Here is a 19,997-nt window from a genome sequence, read left to right as displayed (position 1 = left end):
GGAGTGACGGGGCAGGAACCCGAAGGCGCAGCCGATGATTGTAGGTGCGTCACGACAAAGGGATTTCAGGTGCACGAGGAACGGACAGATCAGAATGCGTCGCAAGCGTCCGGCGAGCCTGCCGGCGATCTGCCGGATCCCACCTCCTTCAGCCCCACAGGCAACCGGCCGACCCATCATTGGAAGCGGTCCACGATAGCCGAACCGGGGCTGGAACAGCGCGGCACCGTATTTTTCGCGGCATTGCAAATGACTAGGATGCCGATGATCCTGACCGATCCGCGGCAGGACGACAATCCAATCGTGTTCGCCAACAAAGCGTTTCTAGACCTGACGGGCTATGAGGAAAGCGAGATTGTCGGGCGCAACTGCCGGTTCCTGCAAGGGGCCGACACAGATCGCGGCGCGGTGTCCGACCTGCGGGAGGCGGTGAAGCATCGCGAGGCGATTTCGCTCGAGATCCTGAATTACAAGCGCGATGGCACCGCCTTTTGGAATGCGGTCTTCATCGCGCCGGTATTTGACGACCATGGGGAACTGATCTACTTTTTCGCCAGCCAGTTGGACGTCACCCGACGTCGGTCATCCGAACAATCCTTCCGCCAGGCCCAGAAAATGGAAGCGATCGGCCAGCTTACCGCAGGCTTGGCGCACGACTTCAACAATTTGCTTCAGATCGTCACGGGCAATATCGAGCTAGTCCTGACGGGCGATCTGGACGATCGGCAGCGCCGACTGCTGACCAACGCCGCGCGCGCGACCGACCGCGGCACGAAGCTGACGCGGCAATTGCTGGCCTTTGCACGCAAGACGCGGCTGGAGCCGAAGCGGATCAACCTCAACGATCTGATCCATGATTTTGGCGACCTGATCGACAACACGGTCGGGGCGCAAATCCGACTTGTAACCGCGTTAGAACGGCGACTGCCCGACGTCCAGATCGACCCGTCGCATTTGGAAATGGCGCTGCTCAACGTGTTGCTCAACGCCCGCGATGCAATGCCAGAGGGCGGCACTGTCACCATCGCGACAGAATTGTGGAAATTGAACGGCAATGCAGCGGCGCACCAGCTGCCCGAGGGCGACTATGTCGTGCTCAGCATCAGCGACGAAGGCAGCGGTATGAGCGAAGATGTGCGCCGGCGCGCGACCGAGCCCTTCTTCACGACCAAGGGGCAGGATCGCGGCACCGGCCTTGGACTGGCGATGGTGCATGGCTTTGTGCAGCAATCGCTCGGCCGACTGGAACTGGAATCCGTCGCTGGCGAGGGGACGACCATCCGAATGCTGTTTCCCGCGGCCATCGGTGATGCCGGCCGTTTGTCACCCCCTGCCCTGCCAAGCGCCATGCGGCGCGTGTCGGCCCAGGGGACGGAGACCATTTTGCTGGTTGAAGACAGTGACGATGTCCGCGCGCTGGCGGCTGAACAACTCAGTGCACTCGGCTACAAACTTGTCTTGGCGAGCAGTGGCGAGGAGGCTTTGGAACTGTGGGATAAGCAGAAGATCGACCTGCTATTCACCGATATCGTCATGCCCGGCGGCATGAGCGGTCTGGAATTGGTCGAAAGATTTGTCGACCTGGCGCCGGACATCCCTGTGCTCATGACTACGGGCTATAATGAGGATCTGGTCGCCGACATACCGCGCGGTACGTCGCTGGACGTTATCGGCAAGCCATATCGCCGGGAGGAATTGGCAGACCGAATTCGCATGGCCCTAGACCGGCACTTAGACGGCCCGCGAACCCGACCGCGCGATTTTTCGCATAAAGAAGGGTGAGGCGCGCCGTGCTGCACCACCGGCCGTCCGCCGCTGATTGCGTTTCGACTTTGTGAGATTATGTTGCAGCGCAGCGTTGACTATTGCGCTGGGCTGCGGTCGTTCTAAGACCGGTCGCCACGGAATCTCGAGAGGTTGAATTTGGCTGGGGAGCGTCTTGGTCTGCGGCAGGCGGCCGCGTGGCTCGCAGAAATCATCGGGCCTGACAAAGGCTATATCAATGTCGGGATCGTCTATACATTGGCGATCACGCTATTGTCGTTGGCGACGCCGATCTCGGTACAGTTGCTCATCAATTCCGTGGCGCGCACGGCATTGGTCGCACCGTTGTGGATTCTTTCCGGCGTCCTGCTGGCCCTATTGCTGCTGGTAGCAGGTTTGAGCGCATTGCGCGTCTATCTGCTCGCAATGTTCGAGCGCCGCATCTTTGCCCGGGTCGTCGCCGAGGTGACGGTACGTGCCGTCCATGCGCAAAACCCCTTTTTCGCCGATGAAAGCCGCGGCAGCCTGTTCAACCGCTATTTCGACATGGTTGTGGTGCAGAAGGCGGTACCCAGCCTGGTCATCGGCGCCTTCACCATCATCCTGCAAGGCGGGGTCGGGCTGATCGTCACCAGTTTTTACCACCCGTTTTTCCTGGCGTTCAATATCATCCTGGTGGGGGTGTGCCTGCTGATTTGGCTGGTCTGGCGCCATGGCGCGATTACCGGCGCGGTCGGCGTTTCCCATGCCAAGCATGAGGCAGCACACTGGCTGGAAAGCGTGGGCGCTTCGAACGGCTTCTACAAATCCGCGCGCCACCTCGACTTTGCGATGGATCGTTCCGAAACGGTCACCGCCAACTATATCCGCGCGCATCGCCATTATTTCCGCTACAGTTTCGCGCAGGCGCTTGGATATTTCCTGGTTTATGCTTTCGCGGCGGCCGCGCTGCTGGCGCTGGGCGGGAACCTGATTTTAGCGGGGCAGCTGTCGATCGGGCAGCTGGTGGCGGCGGAACTGATATTGTCCGGGGTCTTCTACGGCATCTCCCAGCTCGGCTGGTATCTCGACACATTCTACGATCTGGTCGCGAGTTCAGAAGAATTATCGCAGATTTTCGCCATTCCGCAGGAGGCCGCTGGACTGAGCGGTCAAGCTCCGCCCGACGGATCGCTTCGATTTCGCGACGTGGTGCTCGATCGCTCGCACTTTGATTTTGCGATCGGCAGCGGCGAACAGGCCGTCATCGTGGCGGAGCCAGGTGTCGAGAGCCAGATCGCCCTGCTGCTCAAGCGGCACGCCAATCCTGACCGGGGGCTGGTGTCGATCGGCGGCAGCGAGTTGGGTAGCTTCGACATGTATCTGCTGCGTTCGGCAGTCGTCGTGCTCAATCGTCCGACGATCGTGGACGTAACGATCCGGGAATATCTGAACCTCGCCACCGGTGGGATCGCCGAAGGGTCGCGCATCATGGGGACGCTGGAACTGGTGGGCCTTGCCGCGCGGATTTCCAGCCTGCCAGACGGGCTGGACACGCACTTGGCCAGTTCCGGCTCGCCCTTGTCGATCGTCGAAGTGATGCAATTGAAGCTGGCCATGGCGTTGCTGAGCGGACCCAAGGTTCTGCTCTTGTCGCAACTTTATGACATGATGCCGACCGAGCCGCTGCGCGCGACCCTGGACATGCTGCGCCAGCATGACACGACCGTCCTGTTGTTCACCGAACGGCCCGAGGCGCTCAATCTCGACTGCTGCTATTGGCTGGGCGCGGATGCGCAGCACCGCTTTCCCGGGCAGGCGGCGCTGGCCCGCTTCAGAGCCGACAGGGAGCAGCGCCCATGACCATCCAGCCGGCGCAACTGGCGCATTTTCGATCGCTCGCGACCTTAAAGCCCCCGCGCGCGGCCGTCGTCATCGCACGGTTGATCCTGCTTGGCATCCTGCTGGTGGTCGCCATCCTGTTCGTGCCCTGGCAACAGACGGCGCAAGGCGCCGGACAGGTGACCTCGCTCGACCCCGACGACCGGCCGCGCCAGGTATCCTCGCTGGTTGACGGTCGGGTCGATCGTTTCTTCGTGCGAGACGGGCAACTGGTACAGGCGGGCGACCCGATCGTCCAGGTGGTGGATGTCGACCCCAATTTCCTGGAGCGCCTTGCGGCCGAGAAGGCCGAAGTGGAAGCGCAGATCGCTGCAATCGAGCAGTCACGCGCGGTTGCATCGATCGACGTGGGACGGACAGGGCAGCTTTTTGCCGAAGGACTGGCCGCGCGCCGGGATTATGAACAGACCCAGATCAAGGTCGCCGAAGCCAATGCCAAGCTGGCCGAGGCCAAGGCAAAGCTGAAGCAGATCGAGGTCCGCCAACAGCGCCAGTCTGCGCAGATCGTCACTGCGCCGCGTGACGGGCGGGTACAAAATCTGAACGCCGCAGCAGGTGGTGCGCTCATCTCGGCTGGCACGGTGCTGGCGATGATCGCGCCGGAGAAGATCGAGCGCGCTGTGGAATTGTACGTCGATGGGCGGGACATTCCCTTGGTCAATCAGGGCCGCCCGGTCCGGTTGGAGTTCGAGGGGTTCCCGGCCTTCCAGTTCAGCGGCTGGCCAGCCTTTGCAGTGGGCATCTACGACGGACAGGTGCGCTCGGTCGATCCGACGCCACGCGCCGACGGACTGTTTCGCATTCTTGTCGAGCCGCGACCTGACAAGACCCCATGGCCCGAGCAGCGCTTCGTGCGCCAAGGCGGCAAGGCGCTAGGCTGGGTTCAGGGCGATGTTGTCACCGTGGGTTATGAATTGTGGCGTCAGCTCAACGACTTTCCTCTCAACTTCGGCCAGGATCAGGTCGCCCAGAAGGGGGAGGCCAAGGCAGAGAAAAGCTCGATCGAGAAGAAAAAGAAATGAAGATGCGATGCCGCGTCGGTATGGGTGCTTTGCTAATTGCCGGGACAGCCTGTCCGGCCTTGGCGCAGAGCGGGCATAACACGGCACAGCTATCGTCCCGATCGACCAGCGCCGACCCGTTGACGCTGGAGGAAGTGCTCCAGTCGTCCGCGCGATCGGCCCCCGACATCATCGCCGCCCTGGCGCGCAACCGGCAGGCGGAGGCCCGAGCACTGACAGCGCAGGGCGCCTTCGACACCGTATTCGCGGTGGACGGGCGCAGCCGGGTCGAAGGCTATTATGACGGGACGGAATTCGCCGGAAAGGCCGAACAGCCGTTGATGACCAATGGCGGCTATGTCTATGGCCAATATCGTGTTTCGCGGGGCGATTTCCCGATCTATGAAGACAAGGCCTATACCAACAAGCTGGGCGAGTTGAAGGTCGGCGCGCTATATTCGCTCTTGCGTGACCGTCTGATTGACGCGCGCCGGTCGGAATTTCGCCTTTCCGCCAACGATATCGACATTGCGCGGTTCGAAACCAAGGCGACGAGCATCGGCGTTCAGGCGCGCGCGATCGATGCCTACCAGAAATGGGCCGCCGCTGGATTGAAGCTGAAGGCCTATCAGGCGCTGATGGCATTGGCGCAGGACCGCACGCAAGGCATTCAGCGCCAGGTTGATCTGGGCGCCAAGCCCGACATATTGCTGACCGAGAATGAGGCCAATCTGGTCAAGCGTCAGGCGCTAGTGGTTGAGGCGCGCCAGGATTTTCGCGCGGCCGCCGTGAAATTGTCGCTTTATTATCGCGATGATCAAGGCCTGCCGGTCGTGGTCGACGAAGCGCGCCTGCCGGACGCGGCCAGCGCCTTTGGGGCGTTGCGGGTGGACCCCGCCTTCAATCTGGAAGGCAGGCCGGATTTCGCGATCCTGCTGGAGGAAATCGACAAGGCGACGATCAAGCTGGCGCTGGCGCGCAATGACATGAAGCCCAGGCTGGACCTGAATGGCGAAGTGGCCAAGGATGTGGGACCGGTGGGACTTGGCGGGTCAAACCGCACGCCGCTGGAAGTGATTGTCGGCGTGACGTTCAAGGTGCCGCTTCAGAACCGTAAGGCAAAGGGCAAGCTCGCGGAAACGCAGGCCAAGATCGATGAACTGTCCATCAAGCAACGGTTCCTGGCCGAAAAAATTCGTGCTGAAGTGACAGCCATCGGCATAGAGGTGGAGACCGCCAACCAGTTGGTCGACACCACGGAACGCGAACGCACGCTCGCCGAGCGGCTGGCAAGCGCAGAGCGGCGCCGGTTCGAATTGGGATCGAGCGACTTTTTCCTGGTCAATCAGCGTGAGGAAAGCGCAACGAACGCCGCTGTGAAGCTGATTGAGGCGCGCGCACGGATCGCGGCGGCGCGCGCGGAACTCGCCGCAGCAACGGCTGATGAGGATGCGCTTGGGCTTAACCTTGCCCCTACCCTACCCTGACCAGCGACCGCCGACGGCAACATCGGCTTTTAGCAAAGGCCAAGACACCGCGCAGCTTGTGCCGCAATCGAAACGCATAGAAATAGCGCACGCCCTCATGCTGTCTGACCGGCGCAAAAAGGTCGCGAGACAATAGCCGGACATCGTCTCCTATCGCCCGCCATATGCGGCGATCGGACAGACAATGTTTCGCGTATAGCGCGCCGTCGCCAAAACTATAGGACGCCAGCAACGCCTTTTCCTCTGAACCATGACGTCTGCCATGATGATGATCGACGGCAAAACTCGGATCGTAACGAATGTCGCACCCCAGCCCGGCTGCTCTGAAGAGATAATCAGTATCCTCGGCGGCCTGAAAGCACGCCCCCGACCCGAAACGATCATCGAAGAAACCGACGCGATCGACGACGGTCGCGGTCAGCGCCAGATTCGCTCCCATTACGAAGCCGCCCGGGAATGCGCCAGGGTGCAGGATCATCGGATGATCTTCGATCTTGATCGTCACGGGTAGATCCAGCGGATTGCCAAGCAATATCCGCCCGCCGACAATCACATCCTTGCCAAGGCGCGCGAAGCAGCACGCCAGCGCATCAAAATAGTCGGCGTGCAGAACGCAATCATCGTCCGTCATCGCAATGACGCGGCCGCGGCAGTGGCGCAGGCCGGTATTGCGCGCGCGGGCCAGGCCGGCCTGGGGCTCTTCCACTAGATGCACGGAAAATGGCTGGCAGCGCGCCCAGCGTGCCAGCATCGTGGGCGTATCGTCGGTCGATCCGTTATCGACGATGACAACGTCTATATCCGTCCCTGCGGCATGACCGATCGCAACGGATACCGAGCGCAGCAAATTCGACAATGCAGCATCGCGGTTGCGCGTGCACACGAGCAGGCTGATGTCCGACATGGTGTCAGGCCGCTTCTGACGATAGCATCGGATCCGTCTTCCAACTGCTGGCATAGGCGCTCAGCTTTCCATAGCTGTTGTCGCGGATCTCATGGGACAGGCCCATCAGCAGGGCGAGGATATGGCCGTGGAGACGATCGGTGATGAGGTGTTGTGCCTGGGAAAGCAGAGCAACCCCTCTGTTGATGCGAGCGAGAGCCTGACCTTCACGGGCAGCGGCGTCACGACCAGCGGGCAGCCCATCATCGTCAACGAGCCAGTCGACCATCTTTGCCCCGGCTGGCAAATCAGGCACGTGTTTCGCCCGCTCCGCGTCCGTGCGCATCAGCGCCAGTAGCGGCTCGGATGCAGCGCCCTGCCGTTCGAGGTCCAGCATCATCGCGGAATCGGGCGCCAGTCTTGCCGGCAATCTCAACGACGACTGGGCAAAGCGCAGGCTTACCCGGTCACGCACGTAAAGGGTGAAATCAGGATGTCGGCTCGCCATGTCGGCAAAGTCATCCGCCGCGCCGCCATCGCGGAAGAAGATCGACTGCGGCAGCTGGACGATCGTCCGATCGGGAAAGGCCGTCAGCAGTGATTCTCTGAACCGCTGGTGGTGAGACCAGAGGTCACCAAGATTACCGCCGCCGTGGATCAGCACCGGGCCATCGGGACAAGAATGCAGAAAAGCGTCTCGATCAAAATCATGCCATGCCGACACATAGGACGGATCCCTGCCCGTGATAGCACGGAGAAGGACCAATTCTCCAAGCCAGATGGCGCTGTCGCCCACATTGGCATGATCAGGGAAATCGACCAGCGCATAAGGGCTGCCCCAGCGAAGATGCTCGGCATAGATTTGCCGGAGACAGTCCCGATGCGTGGATATGAGGGTGGCGTTCATGCGGCTGCGGCCACGGAAGCGCTGCACAGCTGCGCATACAGGTCTTCGCATCTTGCGAGCCAAACATCCTGCGAAAACATCTCGACCGCGCGCCTTCTGGCGATTGTCCGGTCGATAAGGCAGGCATCCTGTACTGCCCTGGCCAAGCCATCGACGTCACCCGGCTTTGCCAGCTTGCCCGCGCCACCGATAACTTCGCCCGCAGCCCCCATGTCGAATGCCGCGACAGGCAGCCCGCAGGCCATCGCCTCGGCGGCGACGAGGCCGAACGGCTCGTCCCAGCAAGGCGTGAAGAGACATATCGACGCTTTCGCCATTTCCTTGGCCAGCTGGCCGGAATCGAGATGGCCACCGTAGCGGATGTCGGCACTCAGCAACGGAACCACCTTTGCCGCCCAATAGTCGGGATCCTCTATCGCTCCGTAGATGATGAGCGACATTCCCGCCTTCCTCGCAGCCAGCGCCGCAAAGTGGGTGCCCTTGTTCGGCGTAATCCGACCGCTCCAGATCGCGGTCCCGTTCCCCTTTGCTCCAAAGCGCCACTGCTCGACGTCTATTCCGTTATGCAGCACCGAGACTTCGGACGGGGTGTCGTTTGGCCACCATGCCTTGAGTTGGCGGGACGATGTAACCGTCAGGCGATGGCGCGATGACGGGCTCTGCCGCACAAATCCATGCAGGGCGTCATAGGGCGGGACGTGGAGGGACGTGACTGTGGGAGTGCGATCCGTCCAGCGTCGTTCCAGGGGAAAGCGATGCAGGCTGTTATTATGCACGACATCGAACGCGCCATCGGCGATCCGTTCGCAGGCGGCTGCGTAGGCGGCATCAAGATGGTTGACGAGCACCGCCGATCCGCGATGCTCGGCCCAGGGAAAGACCTCCTCATAATGCATGTCGACGACTGGATCGATAGTGAAGACCGGATCGCTATCGCCAGAAGCAAAGAGGGTGACATCATGGCCCCGCCGGCTGAGGCCAGTCGCCAGCTGCCATGCATGGGCTTCCATCCCGCCGGCAAAAGGTTGGCGGATGCGCTGGCGCACATGCGCCAGAAGAGCGATCCTCACGCCGCCGCAGTGGTGACTGTGGGCGTCTGGGCGGCTTGCTTTTGCCTTGCCTCCAACAGGCGCAGGACGGTGGCCGTATTTGCGTAGGGTTGATGGCTCTGTTGGCCGGTAAGGGCCAGGTCGTCCTGATCAGGCGTACGGAGAATTCGGATGGGACGACCCGGCGCATCGTCTATCAGGTCCATCAAGCGAAAGGCATGCAGCCAGTGGCCCATCGTCCTGTAGCCCCATTTTGCCTCGAACAACTGGGCGTTGCGGACCACGCTTTCGACATGATGTACTGGTGGCATGTGGTGCGGATGATATTGGTGGTACGCTCGCGCGCCCTTTGCCCAGGCAATGGCGATGCCGGCCATGCTGAGCGTCTTGCCATAATCAGTGTCTTCGCCGCCATATCCCACATAGCGTTCGTCAAAGCCGCCCGAACGCTGGAATGTCTGCGCTTGCACGGCGAAGTTCAATGACCAGAAACAGCGATAATCCGCGCAAATTTCGATGCCATGAGAAGGCGGCCCTCGCCGGTCGGAATGTTTTTCAGCGATCCCCTCAAAGCCTTCGCATGACCAGTCGCCCTGTGTGGCCGCACGTGGCAGATACAGCACCTCACCCATCAGCAAGCCATCGAAACCACTGGCATGACCGGCATAGTCGGCAACCAGGTCGGGTGAAGGAATGCAATCGATATCAAGGAATATCAGTATGTCTCCGGTCGCGCTGGCGGCGGCGGCGTTGCGCGCTGCTGCAAGTGGCAGGGCCTCGCCGGCGACATGAATCTGGCGCACCGGGAACAATGTTTCAGGCAAATGATAGGGTTCATCCTGCATCGCCCCGATAATGAGTTCGGTTGGCAGCATCGTCTGGCGGTTGAGGCCATGAACAACATTGACGAGATGTTCGGCCCGTCCGCGCGCCAATGTGATGACGGAAACCTTGTTCATGACGGACGGAGCTCCTTAAATGATGATGAAGTAAGGGCGGGTTGCGGCGACCAAAGCCTATCGACTAGCGCCTCGAGCCATTGCGCACTATGAAGGGCGGGGGCTTCGTCGATCATCGCGCGCTGACGATCCGGTCGATGACGGGTCCAGGTTTCGCTGATGGCGGACGTCCAGCCATGGGCTGATGAAGGAAGATGGGGCAGGGTCGTCGCCACGCCTGCCGCTGCGAGCGCGTCTGCCTTGCGATGTTGTTCATCGAAATAGCGCCATTCGGGAATGGCAAGCCAGGGCTTGGCAGCCGCCAATATTTGCTGGCAGGTCGTATTGCCGGTGGAGGATATGACAAGGTCCGCCGCAGCGACATAGTCATCGGCATTATCGACCCAGCCTCGATGTTCGATATTGCCCGGTTCGGTTGCATGCCAGTCCCGCTGTACCTTTCCGATCGTGATCCATCGGGCAGATGGACGCGTGCGCGCGCCAACCCCAAGCGGAGCCTGGCCGAAGCCTTCACCACCGCCGCCGGAAAGAATGAGGATAAGCTCCTCGTCTGGATCGATGCCTATTCGCTGGCGGGCGACCTCCCGCTCCGCCACGCGCAGATCGACCCCCAGCCCACCGGCGAAGAACGTCTTCGACCGCATCGCGTCGTCCCATTCGGGCTGGGCGAGGTCGGAATGAAAGGGCGCCAGCAACCCTGCCGCCCCGTCATAGGCGGCGCGATGTCCCGGATCGCTGCGATCACCATGTTGGAGGATTTTGACATGAGGGACCGAGCAGATGCGGGCAAGCTGTGCAACTTCAGCGGACACGTCGCAGATGAGGAGAGCCGGGTCGGCCCGATGAAACCAGGACGTCATCTGATGCATGGCCGAGCGGATGCCAGGCCATCCTAAGGGCGCGCAATGCAGGGTTGAAGGCGTCGACACCCAATCCATGGATGCCGCCTCCTCGCCGGTCGGTTCGAAAAGAGACGGAATCGTGATGATGTCGGCATTGGCTGGCAATGCCGGGAATATATCATCACGCGCGCAGAATATCGTCAGGGGCCGGGACGGCGGCAGAGCATGGGCTATCGCCGCGCAACGCTCGGCATGGCCCCTCCCCTGATGGTGGACGAAATATCCGATCGGGCGCGTCATGCCGCTGCCGCCACGGCGGGGGCGACCCCGTCACAAAGGTCAAGCAGCGCCAGCCCTTCCAGCACGCCGGCGGCATGATGCTTGGCAACGCGGATCAGGCCCTTGCGGTCGGGAAGATCATCCAGTTCGGCCGCGGCATTCCCCACCACAATCGCATGCCCGCAGGCAGCCAGCATATCGGCATCATTGCCGCTATCGCCGGCAGCGACGCAATCGGACAATGATAGCCCGAATTTCCGGGCATAGGCTGCAATCGCCTCTGCCTTGCCGCCATTTGGCGCCAATATGTCGATCAGGCGGCCGTGGGAGAAAATGACTTTCGCGGCAACGCCATTTGCACTCAGAATTTCGCGGATGTTGGCAGCGTCACGGGCGGTGCCGAAAAAGCTGATCTTGTGCGGCCCTTCGGTGACGCGTGGCTGGGCCTTGAGACGGAGGGGCGCTATTATACGAGTTACAGCAGCGCGGTCCCAGCCTTCATCGAGATAGGCCGCAAATTCAGCGCATTCCTTCCATTCGCCATGGCCGTCGGGAAAGACGATGCGCGTGCCGACATCGACGATATAGGCATCGGGATCGGGAAGCTGCCAGCGACGCAGGATCATTTTGGTGGCATGGAGGCTACGGCCGGTCGCCACGACAAACTGCATCGAGGACGAGGACCGCCAAGCGCGGAACGCCCCTGCCGCATCCCGGCATCCGGTCAGCGTATTGTCCATGTCGCACGCCAGCAATTGCGGCCGGGCCACTGAGCGATAAATGTCGATCGAAGCGCTGGCATAGCTATCCCAGCAATAGCGCCTGACACCTGCATGCGCCTTTGCCGACAGCACGGCATGACGCGCGGCATTGCCGACGATAGCTTTGATGGAGCGACTGATCCCCCGCGTGTCACGTGGGTCGATCAACTCCCCATGTCCAATTGCAGCCACGATTTCCGCCGGTCCGCCATTTTGTGTCGCCACGACAGGGGTTCCAAAAGCCGCCGCTTCGATCAAGGTAAGGCCGAAAGGCTCGTGCAACGCGGGGTTGACGAACACGCCACCCTGCGCTGCATAGGCATAGAGCGCCGCCACATCGTGCGCGTCATGCGCGGGGGGCAGCGCGACCCGACCGCCCAGGGCGCTGGCCGCGATCAGACCGAAGAGTTGGTCAATATTGGCGCGCTCCTCGCCGGTGGCATGACCATGCTGGCCCGCCAGAATGACGAGATTGGCCTGACGTTGCAGCGTTGCGTCCTGCGCATAGGCCATTAGCAGCGATGCCAGATTTTTCTTCGTCACCGGCCTGGATACGGCAAGAATGATAGGAAGGCGGGGACGTTCGAACCAGGCTTCCAGCAATACGCTGGCCTGGGATTTATCGACCGGCATAGGCAGACGCGGCACGCCCGGAGGAACCACATGGATTTTACGCTTCGCGGACTGACAATAGGCTCCGATCTGCCGGTCGGCTTCCTCGGCAGTCGATACGATGATTGCGCTGGCGTCGGCAATCGCCGAACGTTCGCTTTCAATCCTCTGATCAAGGCCATCACAGGTGACGCCCTGGGCTTGCTTGTCGATACCCAAAGAATGCGGCGTAAAGACGAAGGCTATTCCGAAACGTCTCTGAATGACGGAAGCCACCTGCGCTGCGTCCGCAAAATGTGCATGAATGACGTCGGGGCGCCGTTGACAATTGGAAAGATACTCTATCAATCCTTTTGTAAAGGACGGCAGTTCGGCTGCAAGCTCTTCCTTTTCGAGATAATATTTTCTGTCAGTACCGATCCGGACTATGTGAAGATTTTCATCAATATTTTCGGTTTGCATATTATGAATCGGATCGAACCGACGATCATCGAATCTGCGCGTGACAATGATGACGTTGGATACATCATCTCTACGAATCTGATGAGACGCAGCCTCTAATATATAAGCTATATGACCGCCGGTATCGGGCGTTATACCGTAGCTGACAGGAGGCGCTTTCAAACAGCCTCCAAGAGCAAGATGCATGATGATCAATTACGTGCCCCCGTGTAGGAAACGCCATAACGTCTCATGTCAGCGTGCGTTCCTGATCACGAATAAATCACAATTTTCAGATCTATTTGTTGGCAGACGACCCTTAAATATTAATCTATGTTATTTTTCATCTTCAAGAACAAATGCGATCTGTGATCGCGGGCCAATGGCGCGGGCGCGAAAAGGCGGCAAACTTTTAGTGGGTTTGCGTATTGCACCGACGAGCCATGGTTTCGATTTCTTAGTCGTACGCGCACCCAAGCGGCGAAAGACTGGAATGGAAAGGTCACGATCAGGGCAAGCTGGAGCGGACAACGGGACCAGATCGTGTCCCGGGGGATGGTGTAACAGCGGGTATCCTCGGTAGAGGATCGGACTGGATCAGGCTGCCACGCCGGGCAAACTGATGAGGGGATTGTCGCTGACGGTGGCGAGACTTTCAAGTGTCATATATCGGCGAGCCACGGCCCATTCGTCCTGCTGTTCGAGCATGAGGGCTCCGACGAGGCGTACAATGGCCGCGTCATTGGGAAAGATGCCGACAACGTCGGACCTTCGTTTAATCTCTCCGTTGAGACGTTCCAGGGGATTTGTGCTGGAAATCTGCGGCCAATGTTCTTTCGGGAAGGCTGTGTAAGCGAGGACGTCTTCGCGGGAGCCATCCATCATCTCAGCAAGTTTGGGAGCGCGATCACGCAGGGCATCGGCGACTGTTTGCCATTGCTTATGAGCCTCCTGAGCAGTTTCCTGCGCGAAAATTGTCTTGATCATGGCGGTGACGGCAGCACGCTGCTTAGTGGAAACATGGGCGAGCGCATTGCGCATCCAATGAATCCGACAGCGTTGCTGGGTTGCGTGGAAAACCTTGCTGGCAGCGGCGCGTAGGCCCTTGTGATCGTCTGCAATGACAAGCTTGACGCCCCGGAGCCCGCGATCGGCAAGAGAGCGCAAGAAGCCCTTCCAGAAGGTTTCGGCCTCGGTTGGCCCGGTGTCGACGCCCAGTATCTCGCGGCGGCCATCGTTGCTGACACCGACAGCTATTATCGTCGCGGTCGACACAATCCGGCCACCCTGGCGCGATTTGATGTAGGTCGCATCGAGCCACAGATAAGGGAATTCGCCCTCGATTGGCCTGTTGAGGAAAGCGTTAACCCGTTCGTCAATCTCTTGGATCAGTCGGCTGACGGCGCTCTTGGAGATGCCCGTAGCGCCCATGGCCTTCACGAGATTATCGACCGATCGCGTCGAAATGCCCTGGACATAGGCTTCCTGGATCACCGCCGTCAGCGCCTTCTCGGCAGTCCGACGGGGTTCAAGGAAGGATGGGAAATACGATCCCTTGCGTAGCCGCGGGATCTCCAGTTCGATGTGGCCGGCCCTGGTCTCCCAGGAACGCTCTCGATAGCCGTTGCGCTGGACCTGTCGCCCGGCAGGGTCGCGAGCGCCATGCGCGGCGCCAGTCAGCACCTGCACTTCAGCTTCCATCATTCGCTCAGCGGCAAATGCCAACATCTCGCGAACGAGATCCGCATCAGCGCCCTTTTCAACCAGCTCAATAAGGGCCATTCTGTCTGTGGTCATCGTCGTCTCCGATAGGTTCATTGGTTTCGCAACCCGAACTCTACCGAAGATTGGCGATGGCCGCCTAGACAGAAGCCATGCCACCGTTGGGGCATGAAGCTCCGGTCGCTACGCTCCCTCCGCTTCACGCCCCAACGGTGACGCTGTTACACCACTTAACGGGACACGGCCACGGGACCAAAGCCTTCACCTCAAACTTGGCGGCAGCGTCGCACAGAAAATGTGAAATTGATCCGAATTGCAGTGGAAAAGCCTTGATCCAACTGCGCGATTCAACGCCAAGATTTGCGCTTGAGTAATTCTGGCATGATTTTTGGATTGGGATATGGGACGGCAAAGAGCCCACCAGGCTTTTGCTCGATGGGATGATTTTGCCGTTATGTTGGTTGCGGGGACAGGATTTGAACCTGTGACCTTCAGGTTATGAGCCTGACGAGCTACCGGACTGCTCCACCCCGCGGCACCAGAGGTTTGTTGTTCAGGGCGACGGAGACGCAGTCTCCGCGAGCCTGTCCTGAGCGCCTGCTGCAAGCAGGCAGTCGAAGGGGCCGACCGGCCGTCGCGCCTTATGGCGGGGAAGCCAAGGCCACGGATGTGGCTGCCGGCGCCTGAGGCCAACAAACAAAGTGAATGGGTTTTATGTATCAAAAGCGCGAGCTTCAATGCCTGGCGACGCCCTACTCTTCCGGGGCTTGAGCCACAGTACCATCGGCGCAGTCAGGTTTCACGTCCGAGTTCGGGATGGGATCGGGTGGGTCACTGACGCTATGGTCACCAAGCAATGGAGCTGGCGCTTTTGAATTGGGTTTAATCGATGCCCGTGCGTTTGGGTAATCTGGTATCTGGCTTATGTTTTCTGACCACCATGGCAAGGACAGTTTTATCAGGACTGTCGTTGATGGTGGGGCTCTGCGGTTCAATGAAGAACCGTTTAAGCGCGAACAGAGCAATTAGGACCGGTTAGCTCCATGCGTTACCGCACTTCCACATCCGGCCTATCAACGTGATGGTCTATCACGGCTCGATGAAATCTTATCTTGAGGGAGGCTTCCCGCTTAGATGCTTTCAGCGGTTATCCCGTCCATACATAGCTACCCTGCTGCGCCGTTGGCACGACGACAGGTACACCAGAGGTATGTTCAACCCGGTCCTCTCGTACTAGGGTCAACTCCTCTCAAATTTCGACGCCCACGGCAGATAGGGACCAAACTGTCTCGCGACGTTCTGAACCCAGCTCACGTACCACTTTAATTGGCGAACAGCCAAACCCTTGGGACCTGCTCCAGCCCCAGGATGTGATGAGCCGACATCGAGGTGCCAAACGATTCCGTCGATATGAGCTCTTGGGAATCATCAGCCTGTTATCCCCGGCGTACCTTTTATCCGTTGAGCGATGGCCCTTCCACGAGGGACCACCGGATCACTATGACCGACTTTCGTCTCTGCTCGACTTGTCAGTCTCGCAGTCAGGCGGGCTTATGCCATTGCACTCTAACAGACGGTTTCCAACCGTCCTGAGCCCACCATCGCGCGCCTCCGTTACTCTTTAGGAGGCGACCGCCCCAGTCAAACTACCCGCCACAGAGGGTCCCTGCACCGGATAACGGTGCGAGGTTAGACATCAGAAAACAACAGGGTGGTATTTCACCTATGGCTCCACGACAACTGGCGTCATCGCTTCAAAGCCTCCCACCTATGCTACACAGTTCTTTCCTAATGCCACTCTGAAGCTGCAGTAAAGGTGCACGGGGTCTTTCCGTCTAACCGCGGGTACTCCGCATCTTCACGGAGAATTCAATTTCGCTGAGCATATCCTGGAGACAGTGGGGAAGTCGTTACGCCATTCGTGCAGGTCGGAACTTACCCGACAAGGAATTTCGCTACCTTAGGACCGTTATAGTTACGGCCGCCGTTTACCTGGGCTCAATCAGAGCTTGCACTCCTCCTCTTAACCTTCAGGCACCGGGCAGGCGTCAGGCCCTATACGTCGTCTTGAAGCCGACTTAGCAGAGCCCTGTGTTTTTGCTAAACAGTCGCTACCCCCTGGCCTGTGCCCCCCACAAGAGCTTGCGCTTATGTGGGGCCTCCTTCTTCCGAAGGTACGGAGGCAATTTGCCGAGTTCCTTCAGGATACTTCTCTCAAACGCCTTGGTATACTCTACCATTCCACCTGTGTCGGTTTAGGGTACGGTCTATACGGTGGGGCTATTTCCTGGGACAACTTCCCTGCCCGGACCAATCCAATAAGGCCGAACAAGTTACGCCATCCGTCACACACCACCAGGCCCACGAATATTAACGTGGTTCCCATCGACTACCCCCTTCGGGCTCGTCTTAGGGGCCGGCTTACCCTGCTCAGATTAGCTTTAAGCAGGAACCCTTGGAATTTCGGCGAGAGGGCATCTCACCCTCTTAATCGCTACTCATGTCTGCATTCGCACTTCCGATACCTCCACGGTCGGTTACCCTCCCGCTTCAACGGCCTACGGAACGCTCCGCTACCGCTCAGTCCAAAGGACTGAACCCTAAGCTTCGGTGCACGTCTTGAGCCCCGTTACATCTTCGCCGCAGGATCTCTTATTTAGACCAGTGAGCTGTTACGCTTTCTTTAAAGGATGGCTGCTTCTAAGCCAACCTCCTGGTTGTTTTGGAAATCCCACATGCTTTCCCACTTAGACGTGACTTGGGGACCTTAGCTGTAGGTTAGGGCTGTTTCCCTTTTGACGACGGACCTTAGCACCCGCCGTCTGTCTGCCGGACTAGACTCGTTGGTATTCGGAGTTTGGTTAGAATTGGTAGATCTCGCGACCCCCGCATCCATCCAGTGCTCTACCCCCAACGGCAATCATCCGACGCTCTACCTCAATAGATTTCGCGGAGAACCAGCTATTTCCCGGCTTGATTGGCCTTTCACCCCTAAACACAACTCATCCGATAATTTTTCAACATTAAACGGTTCGGCCCTCCAGTGCGTGTTACCGCACCTTCAGCCTGGTCATGCCTAGATCGCCGGGTTTCGGGTCTAATGCATCATACTCATGGGCGCCCTATTCAGACTCGCTTTCGCTGCGCCTACACCTAACGGCTTAAGCTTGCATGATACACTAAGTCACAGACCCATTATGCAAGAGGTACGCGGTCAGGTCTCAAGGACCCTCCCACTGCTTGTAGGCATCCGGTTTCAGGTACTGTTTCACTCCCCTCATCGGGGTGCTTTTCACCTTTCCCTCACGGTACTGGTTCGCTATCGGTCATGTACGAGTATTTAGGCTTGGAGGGTGGTCCCCCCATGTTCAGACAGAGTTTCACGTGCTCCGCCCTACTCAAGTCCTGATATTTCGCTTTCACATACGGGGCTGTCACCCGCTATGGCCGAACTTTCCAGATCGTTCTGCTAACTAAATATCAGGCGCTGGCCTGGTCCGCGTTCGCTCGCCACTACTAACGGAATCTCGGTTGATGTCTTTTCCTCCGGGTACTGAGATGTTTCAGTTCTCCGGGTTCGCTTCACCAAAGCCTATTTTATTCAGCTTAGTGATACCTCTCCCATTTAACACGGGGCCAGCCAGAAGGCTGGACCAGTCTTAAATGGTGAAGGTGGGTTGTCCCATTCGGAAATCGCGGGATCAAAGCTTGCTCACAGCTCCCCCACGCTTATCGCAGCGTGCCACGTCCTTCATCGCCTGTACATGCCAAGGCATTCACCAGATGCCCTTACCTCACGCTTGAGAGCCCACACCACCAACGACAATCCTGACGGATCGTCCCGGCGCATGTGGTCATTAACTCAGCCAGATATATTTGTGATTACGAACACCTGTCGATCTTGAGGATCTTTCGATCCCCACCATCAACCGGCGCCGCACCACGGCATCGATTAAAAAACCCATTCACAATGTCAAAGAGGCCCGCCTTGCGAGCCATATCGCCACCCCATCGCTGGAGCGGCAAACCGCTACTCTTCATCTCTAGAGATACTGATGGCCAACCCGTCGTCAGCGCTCCAACGAACCCGAAGGGTTCGCAAGCCTGTCCTGAGCGACTGACTTGTCAGTCAGTCGAAGGGCGCGAACGCGCGCCGCGCCTTGTGGCGCGCAAGCCAAGAAACGCGGATGCGTTTCGGCGGCGCTTGAGCACCCATCAAAAGACCATTCGCCAAAGGCGAATGGTGGAGCCTATCGGGATCGAACCGATGACCTGATGCTTGCAAAGCAACCGCTCTCCCAGCTGAGCTAAGGCCCCTTGAAGCCCCGCGAGAATGGTGGGCTTGGGTGGACTCGAACCACCGGCCTCACCCTTATCAGGGGTGTGCTCTAACCAACTGAGCTACAAGCCCACTCTCGTGCGCGGCCAAAGCCGCAGACGGCGTAAGCCAGCTCAAGGCTCAACAGCATCAAGCTGTTGATCTCTAGTGATGAAGGGACATGAGGACGGCGGCTAATGTTCTGCGGAAATGACGAAGCTCTTCCAACGTCAAGCGTTGGCGCTTTCGTCACGATCCTTAGAAAGGAGGTGATCCAGCCGCAGGTTCCCCTACGGCTACCTTGTTACGACTTCACCCCAGTCGCTAAACCCACTGTGGTCGCCTGCCTCTCTTGCGAGTTAGCTCAACGCCTTCGAGTGAATCCAACTCCCATGGTGTGACGGGCGGTGTGTACAAGGCCTGGGAACGTATTCACCGCGGCATGCTGATCCGCGATTACTAGCGATTCCGCCTTCACGCTCTCGAGTTGCAGAGAACGATCCGAACTGAGACGACTTTTGGAGATTAGCTCCCCCTCGCGAGGTCGCTGCCCACTGTAGTCGCCATTGTAGCACGTGTGTAGCCCAGCGCGTAAGGGCCATGAGGACTTGACGTCATCCCCACCTTCCTCCGGCTTATCACCGGCGGTTCCTTTAGAGTACCCAACTAAATGCTGGCAACTAAAGGCGAGGGTTGCGCTCGTTGCGGGACTTAACCCAACATCTCACGACACGAGCTGACGACAGCCATGCAGCACCTGTCACTCATCCAGCCGAACTGAAGAAATCCATCTCTGGAAATCGCGATGAGGATGTCAAACGCTGGTAAGGTTCTGCGCGTTGCTTCGAATTAAACCACATGCTCCACCGCTTGTGCAGGCCCCCGTCAATTCCTTTGAGTTTTAATCTTGCGACCGTACTCCCCAGGCGGATAACTTAATGCGTTAGCTGCGCCACCGAAACACCATGTGCCCCGGCAGCTAGTTATCATCGTTTACGGCGTGGACTACCAGGGTATCTAATCCTGTTTGCTCCCCCACGCTTTCGCACCTCAGCGTCAATGCCGGTCCAGTGAGCCGCCTTCGCCACTGG

11 protein-coding genes, 3 tRNA genes and 3 rRNA genes (1 of these 17 only partly in view) are annotated in these 19,997 nt (G+C 59.0%); 4 read left to right on the top strand and 13 right to left on the bottom strand.

Going from position 1 to position 19,997, the window contains the following annotated elements; all coding sequences use genetic code 11:
- Nucleotides 1–69: 69 nt before the first annotated feature.
- The 4 genes from SKA58_RS15845 (at nt 70) to SKA58_RS15830 (ending at nt 6,133) form a co-directional block, all read left to right on the top strand.
- Nucleotides 70–1,782, top strand: a complete 1,713-nt coding sequence (locus tag SKA58_RS15845) for a histidine kinase famiy protein (RefSeq protein WP_009823476.1) — start codon at nt 70–72, stop codon at nt 1,780–1,782.
- Nucleotides 1,783–1,923: 141 nt separating this feature from the next.
- Nucleotides 1,924–3,606 (top strand): ABC transporter ATP-binding protein, encoded by a 1,683-nt coding sequence (locus SKA58_RS15840; RefSeq protein ID WP_037543900.1) that lies wholly within the window; start codon nt 1,924–1,926, stop codon nt 3,604–3,606.
- Complete coding sequence (locus SKA58_RS15835; RefSeq protein ID WP_009823474.1) at nt 3,603–4,667, top strand: efflux RND transporter periplasmic adaptor subunit; 1,065 nt, start codon at nt 3,603–3,605, stop codon at nt 4,665–4,667. The genes SKA58_RS15840 and SKA58_RS15835 overlap by 4 nt, the downstream gene beginning before the upstream one ends.
- 20 nt (nt 4,668–4,687) lie before the next feature.
- Nucleotides 4,688–6,133 (top strand): TolC family protein, encoded by a 1,446-nt coding sequence (locus tag SKA58_RS15830; protein WP_232209449.1) that lies wholly within the window; start codon nt 4,688–4,690, stop codon nt 6,131–6,133.
- Here the strand turns inward: SKA58_RS15830 and SKA58_RS15825 are convergent.
- The 13 genes from SKA58_RS15825 to SKA58_RS15765 all read right to left on the bottom strand — a co-directional run.
- Nucleotides 6,120–7,037 (bottom strand): glycosyltransferase family 2 protein, encoded by a 918-nt coding sequence (locus tag SKA58_RS15825; RefSeq protein ID WP_009823472.1) that lies wholly within the window; start codon nt 7,035–7,037, stop codon nt 6,120–6,122. The genes SKA58_RS15830 and SKA58_RS15825 overlap by 14 nt on opposite strands.
- 4 nt (nt 7,038–7,041) lie before the next feature.
- Entirely contained in the window at nt 7,042–7,812 is a 771-nt protein-coding gene (locus tag SKA58_RS15820) for a polysaccharide pyruvyl transferase family protein (protein ID WP_198005990.1), read from the bottom strand.
- Nucleotides 7,813–7,919: 107 nt separating this feature from the next.
- A complete protein-coding gene (locus SKA58_RS15815; RefSeq protein ID WP_037543798.1) occupies nt 7,920–8,993 on the bottom strand; it encodes a glycosyltransferase in 1,074 nt (357 codons plus the stop codon).
- On the bottom strand, nt 8,990–9,931 hold the full coding sequence (locus tag SKA58_RS15810) for a galactosyltransferase-related protein (protein ID WP_009823469.1): 942 nt from the start codon (nt 9,929–9,931) through the stop codon (nt 8,990–8,992). The genes SKA58_RS15815 and SKA58_RS15810 overlap by 4 nt, the downstream gene beginning before the upstream one ends.
- On the bottom strand, nt 9,928–11,073 hold the full coding sequence (locus tag SKA58_RS15805) for a glycosyltransferase (RefSeq protein WP_009823468.1): 1,146 nt from the start codon (nt 11,071–11,073) through the stop codon (nt 9,928–9,930). The genes SKA58_RS15810 and SKA58_RS15805 overlap by 4 nt, the downstream gene beginning before the upstream one ends.
- Nucleotides 11,070–13,073: an HAD-IIB family hydrolase gene (locus SKA58_RS20510; protein ID WP_269572091.1), complete on the bottom strand. Its 2,004-nt coding sequence runs from the start codon at nt 13,071–13,073 to the stop codon at nt 11,070–11,072. Before SKA58_RS20510 ends, SKA58_RS15805 begins: the two co-directional genes overlap by 4 nt.
- A 390-nt stretch (nt 13,074–13,463) precedes the next feature.
- Complete coding sequence (locus SKA58_RS15795) at nt 13,464–14,663, bottom strand: IS256 family transposase (protein WP_037542386.1); 1,200 nt, start codon at nt 14,661–14,663, stop codon at nt 13,464–13,466.
- Between the two features lie 383 nt (nt 14,664–15,046).
- Nucleotides 15,047–15,123 (bottom strand) — tRNA-Met (locus tag SKA58_RS15790).
- Nucleotides 15,124–15,327: 204 nt separating this feature from the next.
- Nucleotides 15,328–15,442: ribosomal RNA gene (gene rrf / locus SKA58_RS15785) — 5S ribosomal RNA — on the bottom strand.
- A 152-nt stretch (nt 15,443–15,594) separates the two neighbouring features.
- Nucleotides 15,595–18,390 (bottom strand): 23S ribosomal RNA (locus SKA58_RS15780).
- Nucleotides 18,391–18,829: 439 nt separating this feature from the next.
- Nucleotides 18,830–18,905, bottom strand: a tRNA-Ala gene (locus tag SKA58_RS15775).
- Between the two features lie 17 nt (nt 18,906–18,922).
- Nucleotides 18,923–18,999: transfer RNA gene (locus SKA58_RS15770), tRNA-Ile, on the bottom strand.
- 169 nt (nt 19,000–19,168) lie between these two features.
- Nucleotides 19,169–19,997, bottom strand: a 16S ribosomal RNA gene (locus SKA58_RS15765) (it continues 621 nt past the right edge of the window).
- Together the 16S, 23S and 5S rRNA genes with 3 tRNA genes alongside form the textbook arrangement of a ribosomal RNA operon.

The sequence above is a fragment of the Sphingomonas sp. SKA58 genome (assembly GCF_000153545.1).
GTDB classification, from domain to species: Bacteria; Pseudomonadota; Alphaproteobacteria; order Sphingomonadales; family Sphingomonadaceae; genus Sphingobium; species Sphingobium soli.
The sequence above is the reverse complement of the archived record's forward strand: the minus strand, read 5'-3'. Positions and strand labels throughout refer to the sequence as shown.

Bases quoted from the DNA above. Each gene is read 5' to 3' on its own strand.
- SKA58_RS15830 (WP_232209449.1), top strand. From the start codon at position 4,688: ATGGGTGCTTTGCTAATTGCCGGGACAGCCTGTCCGGCCTTGGCGCAG.
- SKA58_RS15795 (WP_037542386.1), bottom strand. From the start codon at position 14,663: ATGACCACAGACAGAATGGCCCTTATTGAGCTGGTTGAAAAGGGCGCT.
- SKA58_RS15805 (WP_009823468.1), bottom strand. From the start codon at position 11,073: ATGACGCGCCCGATCGGATATTTCGTCCACCATCAGGGGAGGGGCCAT.
- SKA58_RS15835 (WP_009823474.1), top strand. From the start codon at position 3,603: ATGACCATCCAGCCGGCGCAACTGGCGCATTTTCGATCGCTCGCGACC.
- SKA58_RS20510 (WP_269572091.1), bottom strand. From the start codon at position 13,073: ATGCATCTTGCTCTTGGAGGCTGTTTGAAAGCGCCTCCTGTCAGCTAC.
- SKA58_RS15810 (WP_009823469.1), bottom strand. From the start codon at position 9,931: ATGAACAAGGTTTCCGTCATCACATTGGCGCGCGGACGGGCCGAACAT.
- SKA58_RS15825 (WP_009823472.1), bottom strand. From the start codon at position 7,037: ATGTCGGACATCAGCCTGCTCGTGTGCACGCGCAACCGCGATGCTGCA.